This is a genomic window from Streptomyces sp. NPDC001093, from assembly GCF_040298985.1.
GTDB lineage: Bacteria > Actinomycetota > Actinomycetes > Streptomycetales > Streptomycetaceae > Streptomyces.
Map to the genome: position 1 here is coordinate 13,654 of NZ_JBEPBF010000077.1, position 17,449 is coordinate 31,102.

Consider the following 17,449-nt stretch of genomic DNA (forward strand, 5'->3'; position numbering starts at 1 on the left):
ATCGAGCACCAGCATCACCTCCGGCACGGTGACGTGGACACCGCCCTCACCGACAGCCACCCTCCCGGTTCCGCGCGGTGAACCGAAAAGCCCTGCTCGCCTCGTGTGTGCTCGCTGCCGGTGAGGGCGGCGAAGTCGTAGTGCTCCAGGACGTGCTCAGAACCCGGTGGCCAGCCGGGGCGTGTACGGACGTTCCAGCACCGCGAGCTCGTCGGCGGTCAGCCGGACGTCCAGCGCGGCCGCCGCGTCGTCCAGGTGGCCCGGCGGGTCGCGCCGACGACCGGGCGGTGACCACCGGGTTGCCCAGCACCCAGCCGAGCGCGACCTGCGCCATCGACAGGCCCGGGCCCGCGCGAAGGACTGCACGGAGTCCACGATCGGCCGGTCGACGTCCGCGAAGAGCCGCCTGGCGACCGGATCCCCGGCCGAGCGGGCCATCGCCTGCCCGTACGGGCTGGCCAGCCGCCCGGAGGCGAGCGGGCACCACGTCAGGCTGCCCACCTCCTGGTCGGCGAGCAGCGGGAACATCTCCCTCTCCTCCTCGCGCTGCACCAGGCTGTACTGGTGCTGTATCGACACGAAGGCCGGGCCGCCGTCCCCGCGCCGCGGTGTGCTGCAGCTTGGCGAACTGCCAGGCCCACATCGAGGAGGCGCCGACGTACCGGACCTTCCCGGCCGCCACCACCTCCCGCAGGGCCGCCACGTGTCCTCGACCGGGGTCGCCGGGTCGAAGCGGTGCAGCCTGCAGAGGTCCGGGTAGTCGGTACCGACGCGGGTCAGCGAGCCGTCCACCTGCGCCAGGATTGCCTTGCGGGACAGCCCGGAGCCGCCCGGGCCGTCGCGCATCGGCAGGCCCACCTTCGTCGCGAGGACGACGTCTTCGCGCCGGGTGTTGCCGGACCGCGCGGCCGACCAGCTCCTCCGGGGCACCGTCGCCGTACACGTTGGCGGTGTCCCAGGAGGTGATGCCGAGTTCGACCGCCCGCCGGAAGACCGCCGCTGCGGCCTCCTCGTCAAGCGCCACGGGTTGTGCCCGCGGCCGCTGCCGCCGAAGCCCATGCAGCCGAGCGCGATCCGGCTCACCGCCGGGTCGGTGCCGCCGGGCTTGACGTACTCCGTCGTTCCCCCCACTCACGCCGGGTACGGTTCGGCGGCCCGCGCGTGCTTCAACGCGCCCGCCCACCAGGACAGTTGGTCGAGCATGGTCTTGGCGTAGCCGGACGCCTGCGGGTCGTCCGGGCGGCCGTCCGTCCAGGCGGTGAAGTAGTTCGGGAAGGCCAGGCCGTCCCGGATGGTCACCGCGTGCAGCTCGGTCAGCACGTTTTCCAGGTGCAGCACGGCGTGCCGGCCGCCGGCCGCGCCGCCGTAGCTCACGAAAGCGACCGGCTTGGCCGTCCACTGGGTGAAGTGCCAGTCGATGGCGGCCTTCAGCGAGGCGGGGTAGCTGTGGTTGTACTCCGGCGTGACAATCAGGAAAGCGTCCGCGCCCTCCAGGGCCTCGGTCAGCCCGACCATCCCGGCCGGGCGGGGGTAGTCGGCGCCCGCGAACTTCGGCGAGGCGGCGGGCAGGGCCAGCGGGAGGTCCACCTCGGCCAGGTCGACCACCTCCACCTCGAACCCGCCGTGCGCGACGGCCCGTTCGGCCACCCACGAGGACACCACCGGGCCGAACCGGCCCTCCCGGACGCTACCGACGAGGATCACCAGCTTGTGCGTGTTCTTCTCCATGGCCACCACCATCGGCCCGCCCGCCGGCCGCAACCAGACCGTGCCCAGGCTGGCCCCCGCAGGGCCACCCTCCGTGCTGCCGCCAACCGTTACGCTCGTCGCATGGGCACACCACTGGGGGACTTCATCCGCGCCAAGCGCGACAGCATCCAGCCCGAGACGCTCGGCCTGCCCGACCACGGCCGCCGCCGCTCGCCCGGGCTGCGCCGCTCCGACCTGGCCGTCCGCGCCGGCATCAGCGTCGAGTACCTGACCCGGCTGGAGCAGGGCCGCGACCGCAACCCCTCCCCCGCCGTGGTCCACGCGCTCGCCGACGCCCTCAGCCTCGACCCCGCCGAGCGCGGCCACCTGCGCTACCTCACGAAGATCACCGGCGGCGCCTGCGCCGGCCGCACCCGGCCCGCCCCGCCGCCCCGCGATGTCCGCCCGGCCGTCCACCAGACCCTGCGCCTGCTCGAACCGGGCGTCGCCGCCGTCACCAACCGCCTCGGCGACATCCTCGCCCACACCACCGGCTACGCCGCCGTCCTCGGCGCGGCCGGCCTGCTCGACGTCCCGGCTCCGAACCTCACTCGCTACGTCTTCACCGACCCCCGGTCCCGCACCCTCTTCCCCGACTGGGACGAGGTCGCGGACGAGCAGGCCTTCGATCTCTGGCTCGGCCCCTCGGCCGAGAACTCCGAATGGCTCAGCACCGAACTCGCCCCCGTGGCCGGTCCCGAGTTCACCCGCCGCCTGGGCAACCACCGCGTTCCCCGCCGCGGCCCGCTCCGCCTCCAGCACCCAGCCGGGCCCGAACTCCGCCTGCTGCGCGAGACCTTGGACCTCACCGCCGACGCCCAGCAGCTCCTCGTCCTGCTCCCCGCAGACGAGGACACCGCTGCCCACCTCGACCGGCTCACCCAGCCGACCCCGGCCCGCTTGCGGGCGATCTCCTGAGCATGGCGAATTCGACGATCCGGTCCGTCCAGGGACGGCGTCCAGCCTTGTGTGGTGTCCACGACCAGGCAGGGGACGTCCGGCGAAACCGGGACCCACGACTCGATCCGCTGTTCCCCCTCCGCGATGCGGTGCAGGAGATCGGCGTCCACGTGAACGGCGCGCCAAAGCATTTCGGCGGCTCGGCGGGTGATGCGCACGCCGGCGAGTTCGGGATCGACGGTCCTGGACAGCCGCCTCCGCCCCCACGCTCGTGGCCGACTTGGCCCTGTTCTCCCCCCGAAGCTGCCGCAAAGTGAAAAGTGACTCAGCGTGTCGTCAGGGCCTTGGCTTCTGTGTGAGGTTCAGGAACCTCGCTGCCGGTGAGGGCGGCGAAGCCGTGGTGCGCCTGGGCGACGGCTTCGGGGTACGTCTCGCGCTTGGCGTGCTCCGCGAGAGCCCGGTGAATGCCGGCGACGGAGGGATTCTGTCCCTTGCGCTTGCCAAGTGGGGATGATCAGGTCGGGCTGGATCTGTTCGACCGACTCCCCGTTCGGTCTCCGCCATCGCGGCGAACAATGCGAACAGCAGCTTCCCCGGCCCGGTGGGGTCGTAGATGCCAGGCAGGGGCCCCGGCCGGCATTTCCAGGACCAGGCCGCGGGCGGTGAGGTGGTCGGCGAGCGCGGTCAGTTCGGCGGCGTCGCGGCCGAGCCGCTTCAGCTCGCACACATGACCCGGCAGTGCGGGGTGTACGCCTTGACCTCCCGCGCCGTCCTCAGCGCCACGTCGAAGGCCGGCCGTACGCGGACGCGGGTGCTGATCTTCTTCGTTGAAGATTTTGTCCCTCGGGATGCCGTGCTTGCTGAGCGCGTCGAGTTGGGAGTCGAGTGCCTGCCCGAGGGTCGAGCAACGGGCGTAGCCGATGCGGATGTCCGCGCTGGCAGATCCGGGTCGATGGGTGCCGAGGGCGGGGTGCCGGGCCGCCAGGGGCCCAAGGGGCGCCCGGGGCTGCGGCCGGCCGGGGTTGGCATGCTGCGCCTTCTTCAGTCGGGGGACCATGGTGAAGCGGCGGGTTTGGTACGCGGAGGCGATCGCGCCGCCGCGCGAGGGGCAGGGTGAGCCGGGTGGTGCGTCACACTGCGGACAGGCGCTCTGCTCGACGTCGTCGGCGTCCGACCGCTCGGCCGTAGAGGGCTGCTGAGGGTCCGTCATAGGCCCGGATCTTCGCACCCTGCACGTCTCAGAATGGGGTCCGTCCCGCTTGCGAGTGAGAACGGTTTCTGAGAGTCGATCGAGGGTCGGACGTGGCCCGGCGGTCACTCCTTGATCTTGCTCGCACAAAGGACGGCACCGTTTGCGAGAGGCGTGCAAGGGGTCGCCGTTCCAGGTCGCGGGCGCCAGTCCCCACCGGGAGGCTCTTACTTCAGATCGGAGAGGAGGCCGTCCAGGGCCTCCTTGAGGGCTGCGGCGTTGGCCGGATCGAACCACGTGGTGCGGATCCGCTCGTTGTTCCCATTGGGCGTCTCGTGGTCGGCTGCAAGTTGATGCAGAGGGCGGCTCGCCTCATTCAGTGAGCGGCCGACGTTCTGGAAGAGGCCGCGCACATACTGTTCGGCGTCGTCGGGGGCGATGCCGTGGCCGGTGGCCCACGAGGTGAGCGTGGCGAGGTAGGCGTAGTGGGCGGTGAGGGTGCCGGTCAGTGCGGAGAAGACGTCGAAGGCGTTCTCGTCCGCGACGGAGAGCGCCCCGCCCAGCTCTTCGAAGAGAGCGTCCACCACCGGGTGCGAGGGGCAGGTCACGGTGACGGAGCGACGCTCGCGCACGGCCGGCAGCGGGATGGCGCGGACGATCGGGGCGCCGGTGGCGAGGGTTCGACGCAGGTCGTCGATGGCGACGCCGGCCATCAGGTTGACCACGGTCTTGTCGTCGTCCACCTTCAGCCCGGCGAGCGCCTCGTGGTGGCCCTGGCGGCGCACGGCAATGATCACCAATTCGGAGCGGTCCACCACCTCCTGGTTGTCGGCGCACACCTGGATGTCCTCGAAGCGCTCGGACAGTTCGGCGGCGACGCGGGCTCCCCGGGGAGAGAGGAAGATCTCCGGCGACGCACCGCCCCCGCTGCGCAGGCCCTCGACGAGGGCCTTGCCGATCTCGCCCACTCCTATGATGCCGATTCGCTGCACTGTGTCGTCCTCCATGGTGCGCGGTGGTCGTGGCTCGTGTGGTGCGGCTCTGTACGGTCGCGATGGTTGCGTACGGAGTCGAACGGAGCCGTCGTCACGCCGGTCGCCTTCTTCTCCACAGCGATGTGACCACGAGAACGCCCGCCAGACAGGGAATCGTCCCGGCCCGGCCCAGCTGGGCGGCAATCCGGTCGCGCCGGAGGTGTCCTTGGTCAGCAGCCCGGCCAGTCCGGCGCTGGCGGAGAGCACGAACATCACGGTCGCGACGGGGCAGGCCCACCGCTTGCCTGCCTTGACGGCCCAGGCCGCCGTGAGCCAGCCAAGGACGCCGAGTGCTCCGATGACGGACGACACGACCAGGTACGTGGTGACGGCCGAGTCGACCCGCGCCTGGGACTAGTCGGGATAGCCGGCCCGGATGTGATCGGCCGGCAGATGGGTGGTGCCGCAGTCGACGTACGTGGCGATCGTCGCGAGGACAGTGAGCGCCAGGCCCCACGCACATCGCTGCGAGCGGCCCTCGGGCGGGGTGATTGCGTCATCAGGATGCTTCTCTCGTCAGTCCTCTTCATGTCTCTTCATTGGTCGATCAGGGCGATGCCGTGGTCGCCGTATCGGGCCCCTTGGGCCCCGGTATCGGGGACGGCGGCGTCGATGTTGCCGAGGTCGGTGGCGGTCAGGTGCAGGTCGAGGGCGGCCAGGTTGTCGCGCAGGTGGGTGCGACGGGAGCTGCCGGGGATGGGGATGACGTCGCTGCCGCGGGTGAGGAGCCAGGCGAGGGCGATCTGGGCGGGGGTGGCGTTCTTGGCCTCGGCGAGGTGGGTGATGGCGTCGACGATGGCCAGGTTGGCCTTGAGGTCGTCGCCGTTGTAGCGGGGGGCGGTGGCGCGGAAGTCGCCGGGTTCGTACCGCGTGGTGCTGCCGACGGCCCCGGTGAGCAGGCCCCGCCCGAGAGGGCTGTAGGCGATCAGGGTGGCGCCGAGACTGCGGATCGTGGGCAGGATGTCGGTTTCGACATGGCGTTCCCACAGCGAGTACTCGGTCTGGACGGCGCTGATCGGATGGACGGCATGGGCGCGGCGGAGGGTAGCGGCCGAGACTTCGGACAGGCCGATGTGGCTCACCTTGCCCTGGGCGACCAGGTCGGCCAGGGCGCCCACGGACTCCTCGACGGGGACGGCGGGATCGATACGGGCGAGGTAGTACAGGTCGAGGTGATCGGTGCGCAGCCGGCGCAACGACGCTTCGCAGGCACGCCGCAGATCGTCGGGTGAGCCGGCGGGCACCAGGCCCTCGGCGGTGCGCCGGACTCCGGTCTTGGTGGCCAGCACGGCGCGGTCGCGGTGCGGTGCGAGGGTTCGGCCCAGGAGTTCCTCGTTTGCTCCGTCGCCGTAGAAGTCGCCGGTGTCGAACATGGTGACGCCGTAGTCGAGGGCCTCCAGCACAGTTGCCGCGGCCTCGTGCGGGTCAGTGGAGCCGTATATGCCGGTCATGCTCATGCAGCCGAGGCCAAGTCGGGAGACTGCCGGGCCCTCGGGTCCAAGGGTGCGGTGCACTATTCCTCCGTCACTTTGCCAGGGCCGCACGGAGGAACGCGAGGATCTCCGCCTGGGCGGCCTCGGCCTGTGGTTCCACGCCGGGCAGGGTGAGGAACGCGTGCTTTGCGCCCGGGTATTCGGAGAGCCGCACAGAGGTCCCTGCCTCGCGCAGCCGCTCGGCGTAGCGGCGGCCGTGGTCGGCGACCGCGTCCTGGGTGGGCACCACCACCAGCGCCGGGGCGAGCCCGCTCAGGTCGTCCGCATACAGGGGTGAGACGGCGCCGGCGTCGACTCCCGGCGGGACGGCGAGCCGCTGGAAGAGCCGCAGCAGCGGCAGAGCCCGGGTCGGGCTGTATGCGTACTCGGCGATCGAGGGGTACTCGAACATCGTCCCGGTCACGTCGACTGCGGGGTTGACCAGCACCTGCGCCTTGAGCTCCAGCCCGGCCTCCCTGGCCCGGATGGCCGTCAGCGCGCTGATCAGCGCGCCGCAGCTCTCACCGAAGACGGCCGCGTGCGCCGGGTCGACGCCCCACTGCGAGGCGTGTCGCACCACGTGCCGGAGCACGTCCCAGCCGTCGTCGGCGGCGTTCACGAGTGGGCTGCCGGGGGCGAGGAGGCGGTGCTCGACCGAGACGACGAGGGCGGGCAGCCGCGCGGCGAGGTGGCTGTTGGTCCAGTCGCACTGCACCGCCGTGCCCACGAAGCTGCCTCCGTGGACATGGACCACCAATGGCAGGTCGGTTCGGGCTGCGGCTTCGTCGTCTCCCGTCGGCGCCGGCCGGTAGACCCGGACCCGTAGGTCGCGGCCGGGCAGCGCGATCTCCTGCCAATCGATCGCGGCGCCGGTGTCCGGCTCTCCGAGGATCGCCCGCGCCGCGCTGGAGGCCCGGAAGCGGTTCTCCGCGTCGCGGTAGGCACACAGTTCCTCGGTCGTTATCACCGAGAAGTCCGGCTCCGGCGGTCGTAACGCGGTAGTGAGCTCGCTCATGTCTCCTTCTCCCCTCCCGGCCGGATGCCGGGTGCGTCGTTGTGGCCGGGCAGTGCGTTGCCCTCATTATGCACGCAGTGCGTGCATCAGCAAGTGCATAGGTTAGGCTGGGCCCGGATGAGAGGGGCGAAATGACTGGTCGAAAGCGATGGTCGACCGAGGAGATCCTGGACACGGCGGCGGAACTGCTGCGCACGAGCGACGCCGAGTCGTTCAGCGTGCGCAAACTCGCCGCAGCGCTCGGGACCGACTCCTCCAGCCTCTACCGGCACTTCCGCAACAAGACCGAACTGCTGCGCGCCGCTGCCGACCGGATCCTGCTGGCCGCCATGGACGGCTACCGCCCCGAAGGCGACTGGCAGCAGCGCATCACCGCCCTGGGCCTGCGCCTGCGCGAGGCGTTCGGCGAGCAGCCCCAACTCGCCGTGGTGTGGGGGCACTACGGGTCTGGCGGCACCGGATCCCGATTGGTCATGGAGGAGCTGCTGCAGGCCCTGCGCGCATCCGGCCTGCCCGACGAGGAGGTCCCGGTGCGATACCACCGCATCGTCATCCTCCTAGCCGCGCTGATCTCCTCCGAGGCCGGCATCAGCACCCTCACCCCCAAGGAGTACGAACAGGGCATGGAGCAGTTCCGCGTCGCGGTGCTCGGCGCCGACCCCGAACGCTTCCCCGCCCTGGCCCACTTCGCCCGCGACATCCGCCCCCTCGGAGCAGACCGCCGCGCCGCATTCGAAGAGATCCTCGCCACCCACCTCGCCCACATCGAGACCCAGATCCCCTGACATGCCGGATCACGCGTGCCCTGCGGTCGGGTCACGCCGCTGCCACAGGCCGGGGTGCCGCAGGCCCGGTGCCGCAGGCCCGGTGCCGCAGGCCCGGTGCCGCAGGCCCGGTGGAGGAGCAACGGCCGAGGAAGTTGACGTGGTCGTACCGGAGCGAGGACAGCCGGGCGGTCGTTCAGACCGAGCCTGCCCAGCCGCCCGCCGACTGGGCAGTGGGCACGCCGGGCACGGGACGGGGACCGGTCACCTTGGCCGCCGCCGCGGCTGCGCCCGATTCGAGGTGGGCGTTCATGTCCAGCTCGAACCGGCCGTAGGGGTTCACACTCGAAGTCCGGCGGCAGATCGTCCTCCGGGTTCCGCCACCGGTTCGCCCCCGGCACCCAGATCTCCCGCCGCCGCAGCGCGTCCCGGAGGCTGACCAGCGCACACAGCTCGTCCGGGATGCGCTCCACCCGGCCGCGCTCATCCACCACCGCCTTGCGCCACTCCTCGCCCACCACCCCGCCCAGCGGGATCTTCTCCGCCTCGTCGAAGAACGCTCCCTCCTCGGCGATGGGTTAACGCGGGCGGCCGCCCTGCTGATCGCTTTGCTCTCCAGTCACGGTCAACGGTTTCTCTACAGCGTTAGGCGGTCTGCGGGGCAGGTGTTGCCGGGGCGGCTGCGACGTTGCGGGTCTCGCGCATTATCAGCAGGCCGTTGACCACCATCAGTGTCGCGGTCAGGCCGTGGACGCCGAGCGCGGTGGCCACGGAGCCGTGGTGGGCCAGCACGGTGGCCATGTCGCCGTACGCGGCGAGGGCCTCCACCAGCAGTACCCAGCCCAGCGCCCGGCGGTGGCCCGTCACCAGCAGGATGCCCAGGACCAGGGCCAAGACGACGTCGCGGATTCCCTTGATGATCAGGAAGCCGTCGCCGTCGCCGGACGGCCAGCTCGGCAGGCCGAAGCCCGGCGCCGTCGTCTCCGGGCTCAGGATGAACTCCGTCCCGAACCAGAGGATGAAGAGGATGAAGGCGGCGGCCAGTACGGTATTGATCTTCTTCAGCGACATTGTTCTTTTCCTTGTGAGTCTTCGTCAGCTTGGTGAGCTTCGTTGAGCTTGCTGAGTCGTGTGGGGCCTGATTCAGGCCACGCGGACACGGCTGATCGAGGGGCGTAGCTTGCCGGGATCGCAGTGGTGGGATCGGAGCGGCAGCCGCGTTCCCGAATGTCGGGATTGCAGTGGTCAGCTGCCGCCCGGGGAGTGGGGATTGTGCGCCACCGGCGCGGCGGCGGCCCGCGGGGTCAGTAATCCGAAGCCCTCTCGGGCTCACCCCGACGGGGCGAAAGCCGTTGATACAGGGGCGAACCAGTGCATGTCGGGGCAGCGGTGGTATCAGACGAGGGCGGCGGCGAGCAGGGCGAAGGCGGCGATGATGACGGCGACGCGGACGTAGTGGTAGCGGTCCCAGCGGTTCATCTGCTCCTTCCAGTCGGCGGGCCGGTTCTCGGGGGTCCAGGTCTTGCCCCGGTTGTTGATCGGGACGAGCAGCAGCATCGACATGACCACGCTGACGATCAGCAGTCCGGCGGCGGTGGCGACGAGTCCGGCGCCGTGGTGGTGCCATCCGGCGACGGCCCAGATCGCGCTGAGGACGAGCGAGCCGATGTACCAGAACGGCATCAGGGCGCCGAGCATTCGGCCGCCGTGGGCGCGGCCGAGCTGGCCGCTGTCCTCGGGAAGCGCGTCCAGGATCCGGTTCACGATGAAGGCGACGGAGAACTCCACCCCCACCATCAGGCCGACGACGACGGTGGTGACGACCTCGAGTGCGTTGAGCATGACGATCCCTCCGTGAACTAGCGTTGCTAGCTGATGAGGCAACGCTAGTACTGCTAACGCTCGCTTGTCTAGCGGTGCTAGGATCAATGCATGTCGGTACAGGAACGCAAGCAGCGCGAACGTGCGGAGCGCGAGCGCCTCATCGTGGCGACAGCCCGCGAACTCGCCGAGCAGCAGGGCTGGGACGCAGTCACCACCCGCCGGCTCGCCGAGCGGATCGAATACAGTCAGCCCGTCCTCTACAGCCACTTCCGCGGCAAGCGCGAGATCATCGGCGCCGTAGCCCTTCAGGGCGCCACCGAGATGGCCGCGGCGGTGCGGGCCGCGACCTCCGCCGCGGACGGCCCGCGCGCCCGGGTCGCCGCCCTGGCCCGCGCCTACCTCGACTTCGCCGTACGCAACCCGGCGGTCTACGACGCCTTGTTCCAGCTCGACGGCGGCCTGGCGTACGCGCAGGAGGACACCCCCGAGCCTCTGAAGGACGCCTTCGCCTCCCTGCTGGAGACTCTCGCCGAGGTCGCCGGCGACGGCGTGCCCCCGGGGCTGTTCACCGAGGTGTTCTGGGCGGCCCTGCACGGCCTTGCGACCCTGACCCGTGCGGGCCGCCTGCTGCCCGAGGACGCCGAGCCGAGGGTGGAACTGCTGGTGGACCGGCTCGCCAAGCTCTGAGACACCGACCCGGCGGGCACGCAGCCGGGGCCCTCGGGCCCCGCCACTACCTGCCTGCCTGCCCGTGGCAACGCTCCCGGTCACTCGCGTCCACACGGCGCAGCCGCAGACCGCCGGGCCCCGCACCCAGACGGGACACCCGCCCCGGAGGCTGCGATACTCATTGAACACGACCCGATACGCGCCCTGACGCCGCGTCATTCGCCGGTGCCCTCGTCGTCCTCGTCGAGGTGGACGGTCGCCGGGTCACGCAGTGGGCGCAGGCCCTCGCGGGGCGGGCGAGCGGCGAAGCTGTAGCAGCCCAGGCAGTCGAGGTCGGCGTGCTTCAGCGGGGAGACCCGGGCCACTTCCTCGTCCAGGACGTCATGCTCCCTCTCCTCGGGCGGCAGAGCCCGCAGGTGGTCGACGGCGCCGTCGAGGTAGCGCGTCGTCCAGAGCATGGCGGCATTGAGGACCAGGCCTAGCGCTCCGAGTTGGTCCTCCTGCCCCGTCCTGTATGCCTGCAGGATCCGTCCGCGATTGCCGTGGCAGATGGCGCGGGCGAGCTTGTGCCGTGACTCGTGGACGGTGAGCTGCCGGTTCGTCTGGCGCCGGTAGGTGTCGTCGACCGGGTCGACGACCCGGAGCAGGTGCAGGGTCTTGGCGACCGCCCGTACTCGGCGAACGCCTGCCCCAAGGGCGTGGGCCGCCCCTCGCGGCCGAACATCCGCAGCAGGGCGTACGCGCGGACCTGCCCGGTCACCAGTGAATGACAGCGCCGGGCACGTGCTTGGTGGCGGCGTCGCCGTCGGGACCAGTTCACCGCGTGATCGCGGCGTGTAGGACGGCAGCGGGGGTTCAGGTGCCGACAGACGACATGGCCAGCGTGATGTGCCGGTACCAGCCCACATAGCGGCGGACCTCGTACGGGTCCAGGCCGCACTCGTTCTCCGCGCTCTGGAAGCACTCCTCGATCTTCCAGCGGCATCCGGCGACTCGGACCTGGTCGGTGACGGTGTCCTCCAGTGGTGCGCAGGCCAGGTAGGAGGCGATCTCGTCGGGCTTGCTGAGGCTGCGGCGGGCGATCATCCATCGCTGCCGGGTTCGGCTCGTCGCCGTCGAACTCCCGTACTGCGGGCAGGCGGGCGGCGGCACAGTCGTACACCGCTCGCCATTGGCTCCCGGCCCCGCCGACAGACGCTGCCATGCCTCGGGCGATGCCTGGGCGGGGAGATGGTCGATGCGCGGGCCATGGACGGGCTGGGAAATGGACACGGCGATCACCTGGGAAAGGCCGCGGTCTTCGAGGAAGCACCGGACATCCGGGATCTCAGCACGTCGACCTCACAGCCCGGCGCGAAGGGGTCGAAGCCGTGCTCGATCAGCCAGCGGACCGCCAGCAGGCTTCGCAACGACCACCACGCGTGGATCACGTCGAGGTCGACGGCGGTGCCATAGCCGGCGATGACGTCGTCGAGGTGCTCCTCGTGTCCGAGCGTGAAGGTGGCGAGGTCGTACAGGGCATCACCCTGGCCCGCCTCGGACCAGTCGATGATGCCGGTGACCTCGCCGCCGTCGACAAAGACGTGCGCGATCTGCAGGTCGCCGTGCGTGAACGCCGGAGTCCACGGCCGGAGCGCGGCCTCGGCAACCTGGCGGTTGCGGGTGACCAGGTCAGCCGGCAGGACACCGTTCGTCACGAGCAACTCGCACTCGTCGTCGAGTTCCGTCGCCAGCGCGACGATGCTCCGCCCGGCCCGGCCGGGCCGAACCGGCAACGGCGCTTCATGCAGCTTTCGGATGGCGGCGCCCGCCGCGGCCCACGCCGCCGGCGACCCGGTCGACGGCCCGCCGAGGCGCCCGAGCGTCGTCCCCGGGAGTGCAGCCATCGCGAGCACGGGCGGCCTACACCACAGGACCTCCGGGGTCGGGACCGGCGCCAGGGCCATCGCCTCGACTTCGACGTCGATGCGCGCCTGATCGGCGTCCACCTTCAAGAACACGTCGCCGACGCGCAGGGTCGCGCGTTCGGAATGGGCGACGACGACTTTGACCTCATCCATGGGCGACCAGTATCCCGGGGATGACCGCCGACGTCGCCGGGTTTGTCGCGTGCGATTACGCGGCTCAGAGAGTTCGACTGCAGAAATTTCGGCGAGTTCTGGCAACACCAGAGCCCGGCAGGGACTGAGCCCGGTCTCGGCGTCATCCTCGGTCCTACGAAGTCTGCTTATGACCGATGACGTGCTCAACTACTCTCGTCCTGAGCCCTTCACGGGGCTGGAAATGAGGGAGGACGGTATGGAGCCATTGGAACTCCGTCGCGCAGTTGAGGCAGGATGGGCGACCGCTTCGGAACTGGGCCTCCAGGTCGAAGATGTGGTCGTCATCAACAACTCGGACCGCGTCGTGCTTCACCTGGTCCCGTGCGATGTTCTGGCTCGGGTCGCGCCTTCGGGGCATCTGGCTGGTTCTGAGTTCGAAGTAGAGGTTGCTCGCCGTCTCGCCGACGTCGATGCTCCGGTGGCTGAGCTCGAGCCTCGGGTCGACCCCCGAGTCAATGTGCGTGATACCTTCGCCATCTCGCTCTGGACCTACTACGAACCTGTGGGATCAGAGACCGCGCCGGCCGATTACGCAGGGGTGCTCATGCGCCACCATGCCGCCCTGCGCCAGATCGATCTGGACGCACCGCATTTCACCGATCGAGTTGCTGGGGCGCTGCGAGAGGTGAACGACCGGGAGCAGTCCCCCGAGCTGCTCGATTCTGACCGGGAATTCCTCAGCAACACACTCAGTGGACTGAGCGCCGCGATCAGCATCGAGAAGGCCGGCGACCAGTTGTTGCACGGCGAGCCGCATCCGGGCAACCTCCTCAACACGAGGAGAGGGCCCCTTTTCGTAGACCTCGCCACGTGCTGCCGTGGGCCGGTCGAGTTCGACCTCGCCCATGCGCCGGAAGAAGTGGGAAAGCACTATGCGGGAGCTGACCACGGCCTGATTCACCGGTGCCGCGCCCTGGGCTGGGCGATGTTCTCGGTCTGGCGCTGGCGCCGAGAAGACCAAATGCCCGACCGGGACCACTGGAGAGTGGAAGGGCTCGACCAGGTTCGTGCTGCACTCGATCGCTGCGGGCTGGGCTGAACTCGAGACAGAGGGCTGCCGGGCCCACTTCCGCTGCGCCTGGTGCGCAATCCCGACACGGCGCAGCGGTCGAACTCACTCAACTGGGACGCGTGGGTCCGCACGACGGTAGCCAATGAGAGCAACACCGGTCCCGATTACGGCCAGCTGACCGCTGTGGTCGTCGACGCCTGTGCCAAGGATGATCCGCCCACCTTGGCACGTCTGTTCGCGAGGGTGTGGACGACGGCGGGTCGATATTGGGGCTGGCGTCGAAATCGCATTCCCGCTGTGACTTCTGCCTCGGGAAGGCCGCGGCCGTGATCCGACGCTCGGAGCGGCGCCGGGCCCGGTCGTCGCATACGGCCAGCGACAGTTCGGGGGGGGAAGGCGGGATAGGACGACTGCTCGCGGGCGGCCTGCTCGGCCAGGTCCGGGAACTTCCCCCGGATGGCGGGCAGCCGGAGCATCCGGCAGGTGCCGACCACGGCGGTTTCGGCCGCCTGCTCGCTCATCCGGCGGCGGCTGGTGCCGTTCATGGCATCTGCTCTCCCTTGCTGGCAGCGGTGGTGCCGCGGGTGCGGCCGAGGAGCTGGTCGTAGGGGCCGGTGAGGGAAGCGCGCCGGGTGTCGGGCGGGAGATGAGCCGCCAGCCGCCGCGCGGTCAGGAAGGTCACCGTCGGCTCCCGCCGCCGGGGTTCCGGCTCGGGCAGGGTGGTGTCGGCGTCGTCGGCTTCCCGGGCCTTGCGGGCCTCCAGCACGACGGCGTCCGCGGTCAGCGCCCACGCTCAGGGTGGCGGCGAGCCGCGGGCACCAGGTGCTCGTGCGGGAAACGCCGGCCCAGCAGGAGCACCTCGATCAGGGCCCGGGTGCCGTCGCGGTCGCCCGCCGTCGGCCCGCCCCCGCTGTCGGTGCCGGTGACCGTGGGCCCCTGCATGTCCAAGCTGAACACCTCATCCGTTTGACGCGTCCCGAAAGTTCCCAGCCGTCGGTGAAACGGCCCCTGCCGAGGCAGACGCAAAAGCCTCACCCTGGCCGACCGACAGGATGTGGCTCGATGGAGCGCGCGGCAGGACTTGCATCCCCCGGCAAGCTGGGCGTCAGGCCCATGCGGTCTCGCGCATGGGCTCGGGTCGAGCCAGCGGCATCAAAGCCGATGCCATCCGCACCCGGCTCGACGTGATCGAAGGGTGCCGTGGTTGCCTGTGTGCCTCGGTATCCAGGCAGCCCCGGGAGGCGGTCGGCAACCGGCGAGCGCCCCGCCGCACAACAAGGTCCGGCCCTGTCCGAGAATGATCGTTGACACGGTTGGACGGTCGGACGGTCGGACGGGGGTGCGTTGACGACGGGTACGAAGCGAGCCGGGAGGAAGCGGGCGGGCGATTTGGAATATCCACGCCGCCCGGTGCTGACCGCTTTGTCGGTTCCGGTGGCCGCGCTACTGCCCCTTGTCGGTGGGGTATTGGGGCCGCTGCGCTGGATGCTGGTGCCCTCAATCGTGTTGTGTCTGGTCGGCGTGGTCTGGCTGCTGGTCGCGGTGATGTCGTTGTCTCCTTCCGCCGTGCTGCGGGGGGTGGCCCTGGCGCTGATGTTCGCGCCGATGATCGCCACGCCGCTGTGCGCCATGCAGGCGTCCCAGGCCCTGGTCCTGCAGGCACGGGGCGTGTCCCGGTCAGCCGTTGTCACACGGAACGAGGCCCACCACGGGAAGTCGACCACGTACGACTGCACGGTCCGCTACGACGGTTCTGCCGCTCCCGCCCCCGGTGCCATCTCATGCGGTGCAGACGACCGGGTCGGCGAGCGCGTACAGGTGGTGCGGGATCCCGCGGGGCTGGTCGATCCGGAATTCGACTGGCAGGTGCGTGCCGCCCGGGCCGATATCGCGTTTGCCGTCATGTCGGAGATCGTCTTGATCCTCTCCTCAGTCTTGGCCGTCGCAGTCGGCGCGGTCATTCACATCGTCGCCCGCCGGCGTGCGGCCACCAGCTACCACACCAGCGGAGACGCTCAGACCGCCCAGCTCAGGCGCTCGTCGGCCGGTTGAAGTTCCAGTCACATGACAACGGCCCAAGATCCTCACACACGGCGGAAGCAAAGCTGGATGTCAGAAGCATCTTTGCGCGAGGCCCTCGGCAGAGATGTCCGGCGCTCGGAACGCATGGCCATCGGCGCACCCTGACAGACGCTTGTGCAGGACCATTGGCGGAGGACGGCGGTAACGATCACGAAGGGCGCGGTGTGCGACTGGTGATCGATACTACGTCCATGCACGTGGTGATAAGCCATGCGCCGGCGGCGGCCGCCAGACCCCGACAGCAAAAGACATGCAAGTAGAGCGGGACCGGCGCGAGGTCGCCGATCCAGGCTCGTCGAGAGCCGACCGAGAAATGGTGAATCGCTGGGCAACCGTGTTCCCGCTTCGTCCCTCTCACAGGTTGCGATCGGTGAGCTGATACAGCGGCTGCAAGCCGAGAAACAGCAAGACCATCCGAAACGGGGAGACAGACAATGGGCGTTCTCAACCGACGTGCTGCGCGTACAGCCGTCGTCACAGCAGCCGGTATAGCGGCACTCGGACTGAGTGCGGTGACGGCCTCCGCAAAGATCAGTTACGACTTCAAGGTGAGCCCACACACCGTGAAAACCGGCGCGCGCATCCACGTGAAGGGCGACGCCTCGAACGACGACGACAGGTTTCAGAAGTTCTGCGTGCAGCAACGACAGAGCACCACATCCTGGCGCACGCTCAAGTGCGCCCACGGAGAGATCGGCCTCGGCGGCGCGGTCGACATCTGGGTGCAGGCCAAACACCGCGGCACGCTGCAGTTCCGCGGAGCGCTCTACGAAACGAGCTGGACCTCGAACAAGCTCCACCTGCAGATGGTCACTCCCACCGAGACCGTCAGGGCACGCTGACCGCGAGGAGCCCACACCAGAGGGCACCGAGGGCTATCCGAGGCCTCGGCAGCCCCGCGTTGCGATTCTGGCGACGACACGGTCACCCCGAGGAGTGGCTGTTGCGATCCTCGAGTCGCGCAGGCCCGCAGCGCCTCGAGGAAGGTCTTCCTGCCGTGCATACCGCTCCCCCGCTCTCGCTGCTGGACGCTGACGATCCGACAGTAAGAGCCCGTACGCCAGGGTCGGGACGAATCCGGGAAAGATCGCCAGCGATGACGCACCGGCCCCGCGCCCGGCGTGGGCGGAGGGGCCGGGGTGCGGGCCGGAGGTCAGCGGGCCCGGGTGACGGTGACGGCAACGTCCGGGCAGCCGCTCAGGACTTCAGCGAGCGCAGCCTGGTTCGCCGGCATCGACGCTCAAGCCCCAGCGGGTCTTGTCCGCCACCCAGTCGGTGACATAGGTGCAGCGGTATCCGGCGGCAGCCACATGGACTGGTCCTGGTCCATCTTGGACCGGTTCGAGGGAGCCGAGACCACGATTCACGCCCGGTCGTCGCCCAGGTCGTTGGCGTAGGCCTCGCACTCCTTCGCCGTCCACCCATACGCGACGGAGGCCCAGGCCTCGGCCAGCACAACCAGGTGGTCGATGTCCAGCCCCTTCGGGCCGTCGGTTGTAAACGGGCCAGGCGACGTGTTCGTGCAGCTCCAGGGACAGACCTGTGATCGCAGGCCGCCACCCTCAGAAGGGTGGTGCCTCGCTGCTTGGAGTCGGGCACCGGAGCGCGGCTGGCCCTTTGGCGTGCATGAGGACGAA

17 protein-coding genes and 4 pseudogenes are annotated in these 17,449 nt (G+C 69.8%); 6 read left to right on the forward strand and 15 right to left on the reverse strand.

The genetic code is table 11. The features are described from left to right. Positions 1-156: 156 nt before the first annotated feature. Positions 157-1,183 (reverse strand): annotated as a pseudogene (locus tag ABT288_RS30810) (aldo/keto reductase). After that, positions 1,132-1,728: an NADPH-dependent FMN reductase gene (locus ABT288_RS30815; RefSeq protein ID WP_351614575.1), complete on the reverse strand. Its 597-nt coding sequence runs from the start codon at positions 1,726-1,728 to the stop codon at positions 1,132-1,134. The pseudogene ABT288_RS30810 and the gene ABT288_RS30815 overlap by 52 nt, the downstream one beginning before the upstream one ends. A gap of 102 nt (positions 1,729-1,830) precedes the next feature. On the opposite strand from ABT288_RS30815, the gene ABT288_RS30820 reads away from it, so the two are divergent. Then, positions 1,831-2,667, forward strand: coding sequence for a helix-turn-helix domain-containing protein (locus ABT288_RS30820; RefSeq protein WP_351614577.1), 837 nt, complete (start codon positions 1,831-1,833; stop codon positions 2,665-2,667). Positions 2,668-3,163: 496 nt separating this feature from the next. Here ABT288_RS30820 and ABT288_RS30825 read toward each other — a convergent pair whose 3' ends face one another. The 4 genes from ABT288_RS30825 to ABT288_RS30840 form a co-directional block, all read right to left on the reverse strand. Next, complete coding sequence (locus ABT288_RS30825) at positions 3,164-3,859, reverse strand: recombinase family protein (RefSeq protein WP_351614580.1); 696 nt, start codon at positions 3,857-3,859, stop codon at positions 3,164-3,166. A 206-nt stretch (positions 3,860-4,065) separates the two neighbouring features. Then, entirely contained in the window at positions 4,066-4,845 is a 780-nt protein-coding gene (locus ABT288_RS30830; RefSeq protein ID WP_351614583.1) for an NAD(P)-binding domain-containing protein, read from the reverse strand. 563 nt (positions 4,846-5,408) lie between these two features. Then, positions 5,409-6,386 (reverse strand): aldo/keto reductase, encoded by a 978-nt coding sequence (locus ABT288_RS30835; protein WP_351614586.1) that lies wholly within the window; start codon positions 6,384-6,386, stop codon positions 5,409-5,411. 10 nt (positions 6,387-6,396) lie between these two features. Next, positions 6,397-7,359: an alpha/beta hydrolase gene (locus tag ABT288_RS30840; RefSeq protein ID WP_351614590.1), complete on the reverse strand. Its 963-nt coding sequence runs from the start codon at positions 7,357-7,359 to the stop codon at positions 6,397-6,399. A gap of 131 nt (positions 7,360-7,490) precedes the next feature. Here ABT288_RS30840 and ABT288_RS30845 point away from each other — a divergent pair, with 131 nt between their 5' ends. Then, positions 7,491-8,144, forward strand: coding sequence for a TetR/AcrR family transcriptional regulator (locus tag ABT288_RS30845; protein ID WP_351614593.1), 654 nt, complete (start codon positions 7,491-7,493; stop codon positions 8,142-8,144). A gap of 175 nt (positions 8,145-8,319) precedes the next feature. On the opposite strand, the gene ABT288_RS30850 is transcribed toward ABT288_RS30845, so the two are convergent. The 3 genes from ABT288_RS30850 to ABT288_RS30860 form a co-directional block, all read right to left on the reverse strand. After that, entirely contained in the window at positions 8,320-8,466 is a 147-nt protein-coding gene (locus ABT288_RS30850) for a hypothetical protein (protein ID WP_351614596.1), read from the reverse strand. A gap of 302 nt (positions 8,467-8,768) precedes the next feature. Beyond that, complete coding sequence (locus ABT288_RS30855) at positions 8,769-9,194, reverse strand: DUF4267 domain-containing protein (protein ID WP_351614599.1); 426 nt, start codon at positions 9,192-9,194, stop codon at positions 8,769-8,771. Positions 9,195-9,518: 324 nt separating this feature from the next. Continuing rightward, positions 9,519-9,965: an anthrone oxygenase family protein gene (locus ABT288_RS30860; RefSeq protein WP_351614602.1), complete on the reverse strand. Its 447-nt coding sequence runs from the start codon at positions 9,963-9,965 to the stop codon at positions 9,519-9,521. A 90-nt stretch (positions 9,966-10,055) separates the two neighbouring features. Here ABT288_RS30860 and ABT288_RS30865 point away from each other — a divergent pair, with 90 nt between their 5' ends. Further along, positions 10,056-10,634, forward strand: a complete 579-nt coding sequence (locus ABT288_RS30865) for a TetR/AcrR family transcriptional regulator (RefSeq protein WP_351614605.1) — start codon at positions 10,056-10,058, stop codon at positions 10,632-10,634. A 197-nt stretch (positions 10,635-10,831) separates the two neighbouring features. Here the strand turns inward: ABT288_RS30865 and ABT288_RS30870 are convergent. From ABT288_RS30870 to ABT288_RS30880, 3 genes and pseudogenes are all read right to left on the reverse strand, one after another. After that, positions 10,832-11,382, reverse strand: a pseudogene (locus ABT288_RS30870) (Tn3 family transposase); the annotation flags it as partial. Positions 11,383-11,489: 107 nt separating this feature from the next. Beyond that, positions 11,490-11,615: pseudogene (locus tag ABT288_RS50320) on the reverse strand (IS701 family transposase); the annotation flags it as partial. 278 nt (positions 11,616-11,893) lie between these two features. Continuing rightward, complete coding sequence (locus ABT288_RS30880; protein WP_351614609.1) at positions 11,894-12,676, reverse strand: phosphotransferase family protein; 783 nt, start codon at positions 12,674-12,676, stop codon at positions 11,894-11,896. Between the two features lie 238 nt (positions 12,677-12,914). Here ABT288_RS30880 and ABT288_RS30885 point away from each other — a divergent pair, with 238 nt between their 5' ends. Next, on the forward strand, positions 12,915-13,757 hold the full coding sequence (locus ABT288_RS30885) for a phosphotransferase (RefSeq protein WP_351614652.1): 843 nt from the start codon (positions 12,915-12,917) through the stop codon (positions 13,755-13,757). Positions 13,758-13,966: 209 nt separating this feature from the next. On the opposite strand, the pseudogene ABT288_RS50325 reads toward ABT288_RS30885, so the two are convergent. The 3 genes and pseudogenes from ABT288_RS50325 to ABT288_RS30895 all read right to left on the reverse strand — a co-directional run. After that, a pseudogene (locus ABT288_RS50325) lies at positions 13,967-14,275 on the reverse strand (ATP-binding protein); the annotation flags it as partial. After that, the gene (locus ABT288_RS30890) at positions 14,272-14,496 is read right to left on the reverse strand and encodes a hypothetical protein (RefSeq protein WP_351614611.1); all 225 of its coding nucleotides are present in this window, start codon (positions 14,494-14,496) and stop codon (positions 14,272-14,274) included. The pseudogene ABT288_RS50325 and the gene ABT288_RS30890, both read right to left, overlap by 4 nt. Before the next feature lie 14 nt (positions 14,497-14,510). Then, positions 14,511-14,678: a hypothetical protein gene (locus ABT288_RS30895; RefSeq protein WP_351614614.1), complete on the reverse strand. Its 168-nt coding sequence runs from the start codon at positions 14,676-14,678 to the stop codon at positions 14,511-14,513. 462 nt (positions 14,679-15,140) lie between these two features. On the opposite strand from ABT288_RS30895, the gene ABT288_RS30900 reads away from it, so the two are divergent. Together ABT288_RS30900 and ABT288_RS30905 are read left to right on the forward strand one after the other, a co-directional pair. Further along, complete coding sequence (locus ABT288_RS30900) at positions 15,141-15,782, forward strand: hypothetical protein (RefSeq protein WP_351614616.1); 642 nt, start codon at positions 15,141-15,143, stop codon at positions 15,780-15,782. Between the two features lie 464 nt (positions 15,783-16,246). Continuing rightward, a complete protein-coding gene (locus ABT288_RS30905) occupies positions 16,247-16,654 on the forward strand; it encodes a hypothetical protein (protein ID WP_351614619.1) in 408 nt (135 codons plus the stop codon). Positions 16,655-17,449 lie beyond the last annotated feature (795 nt).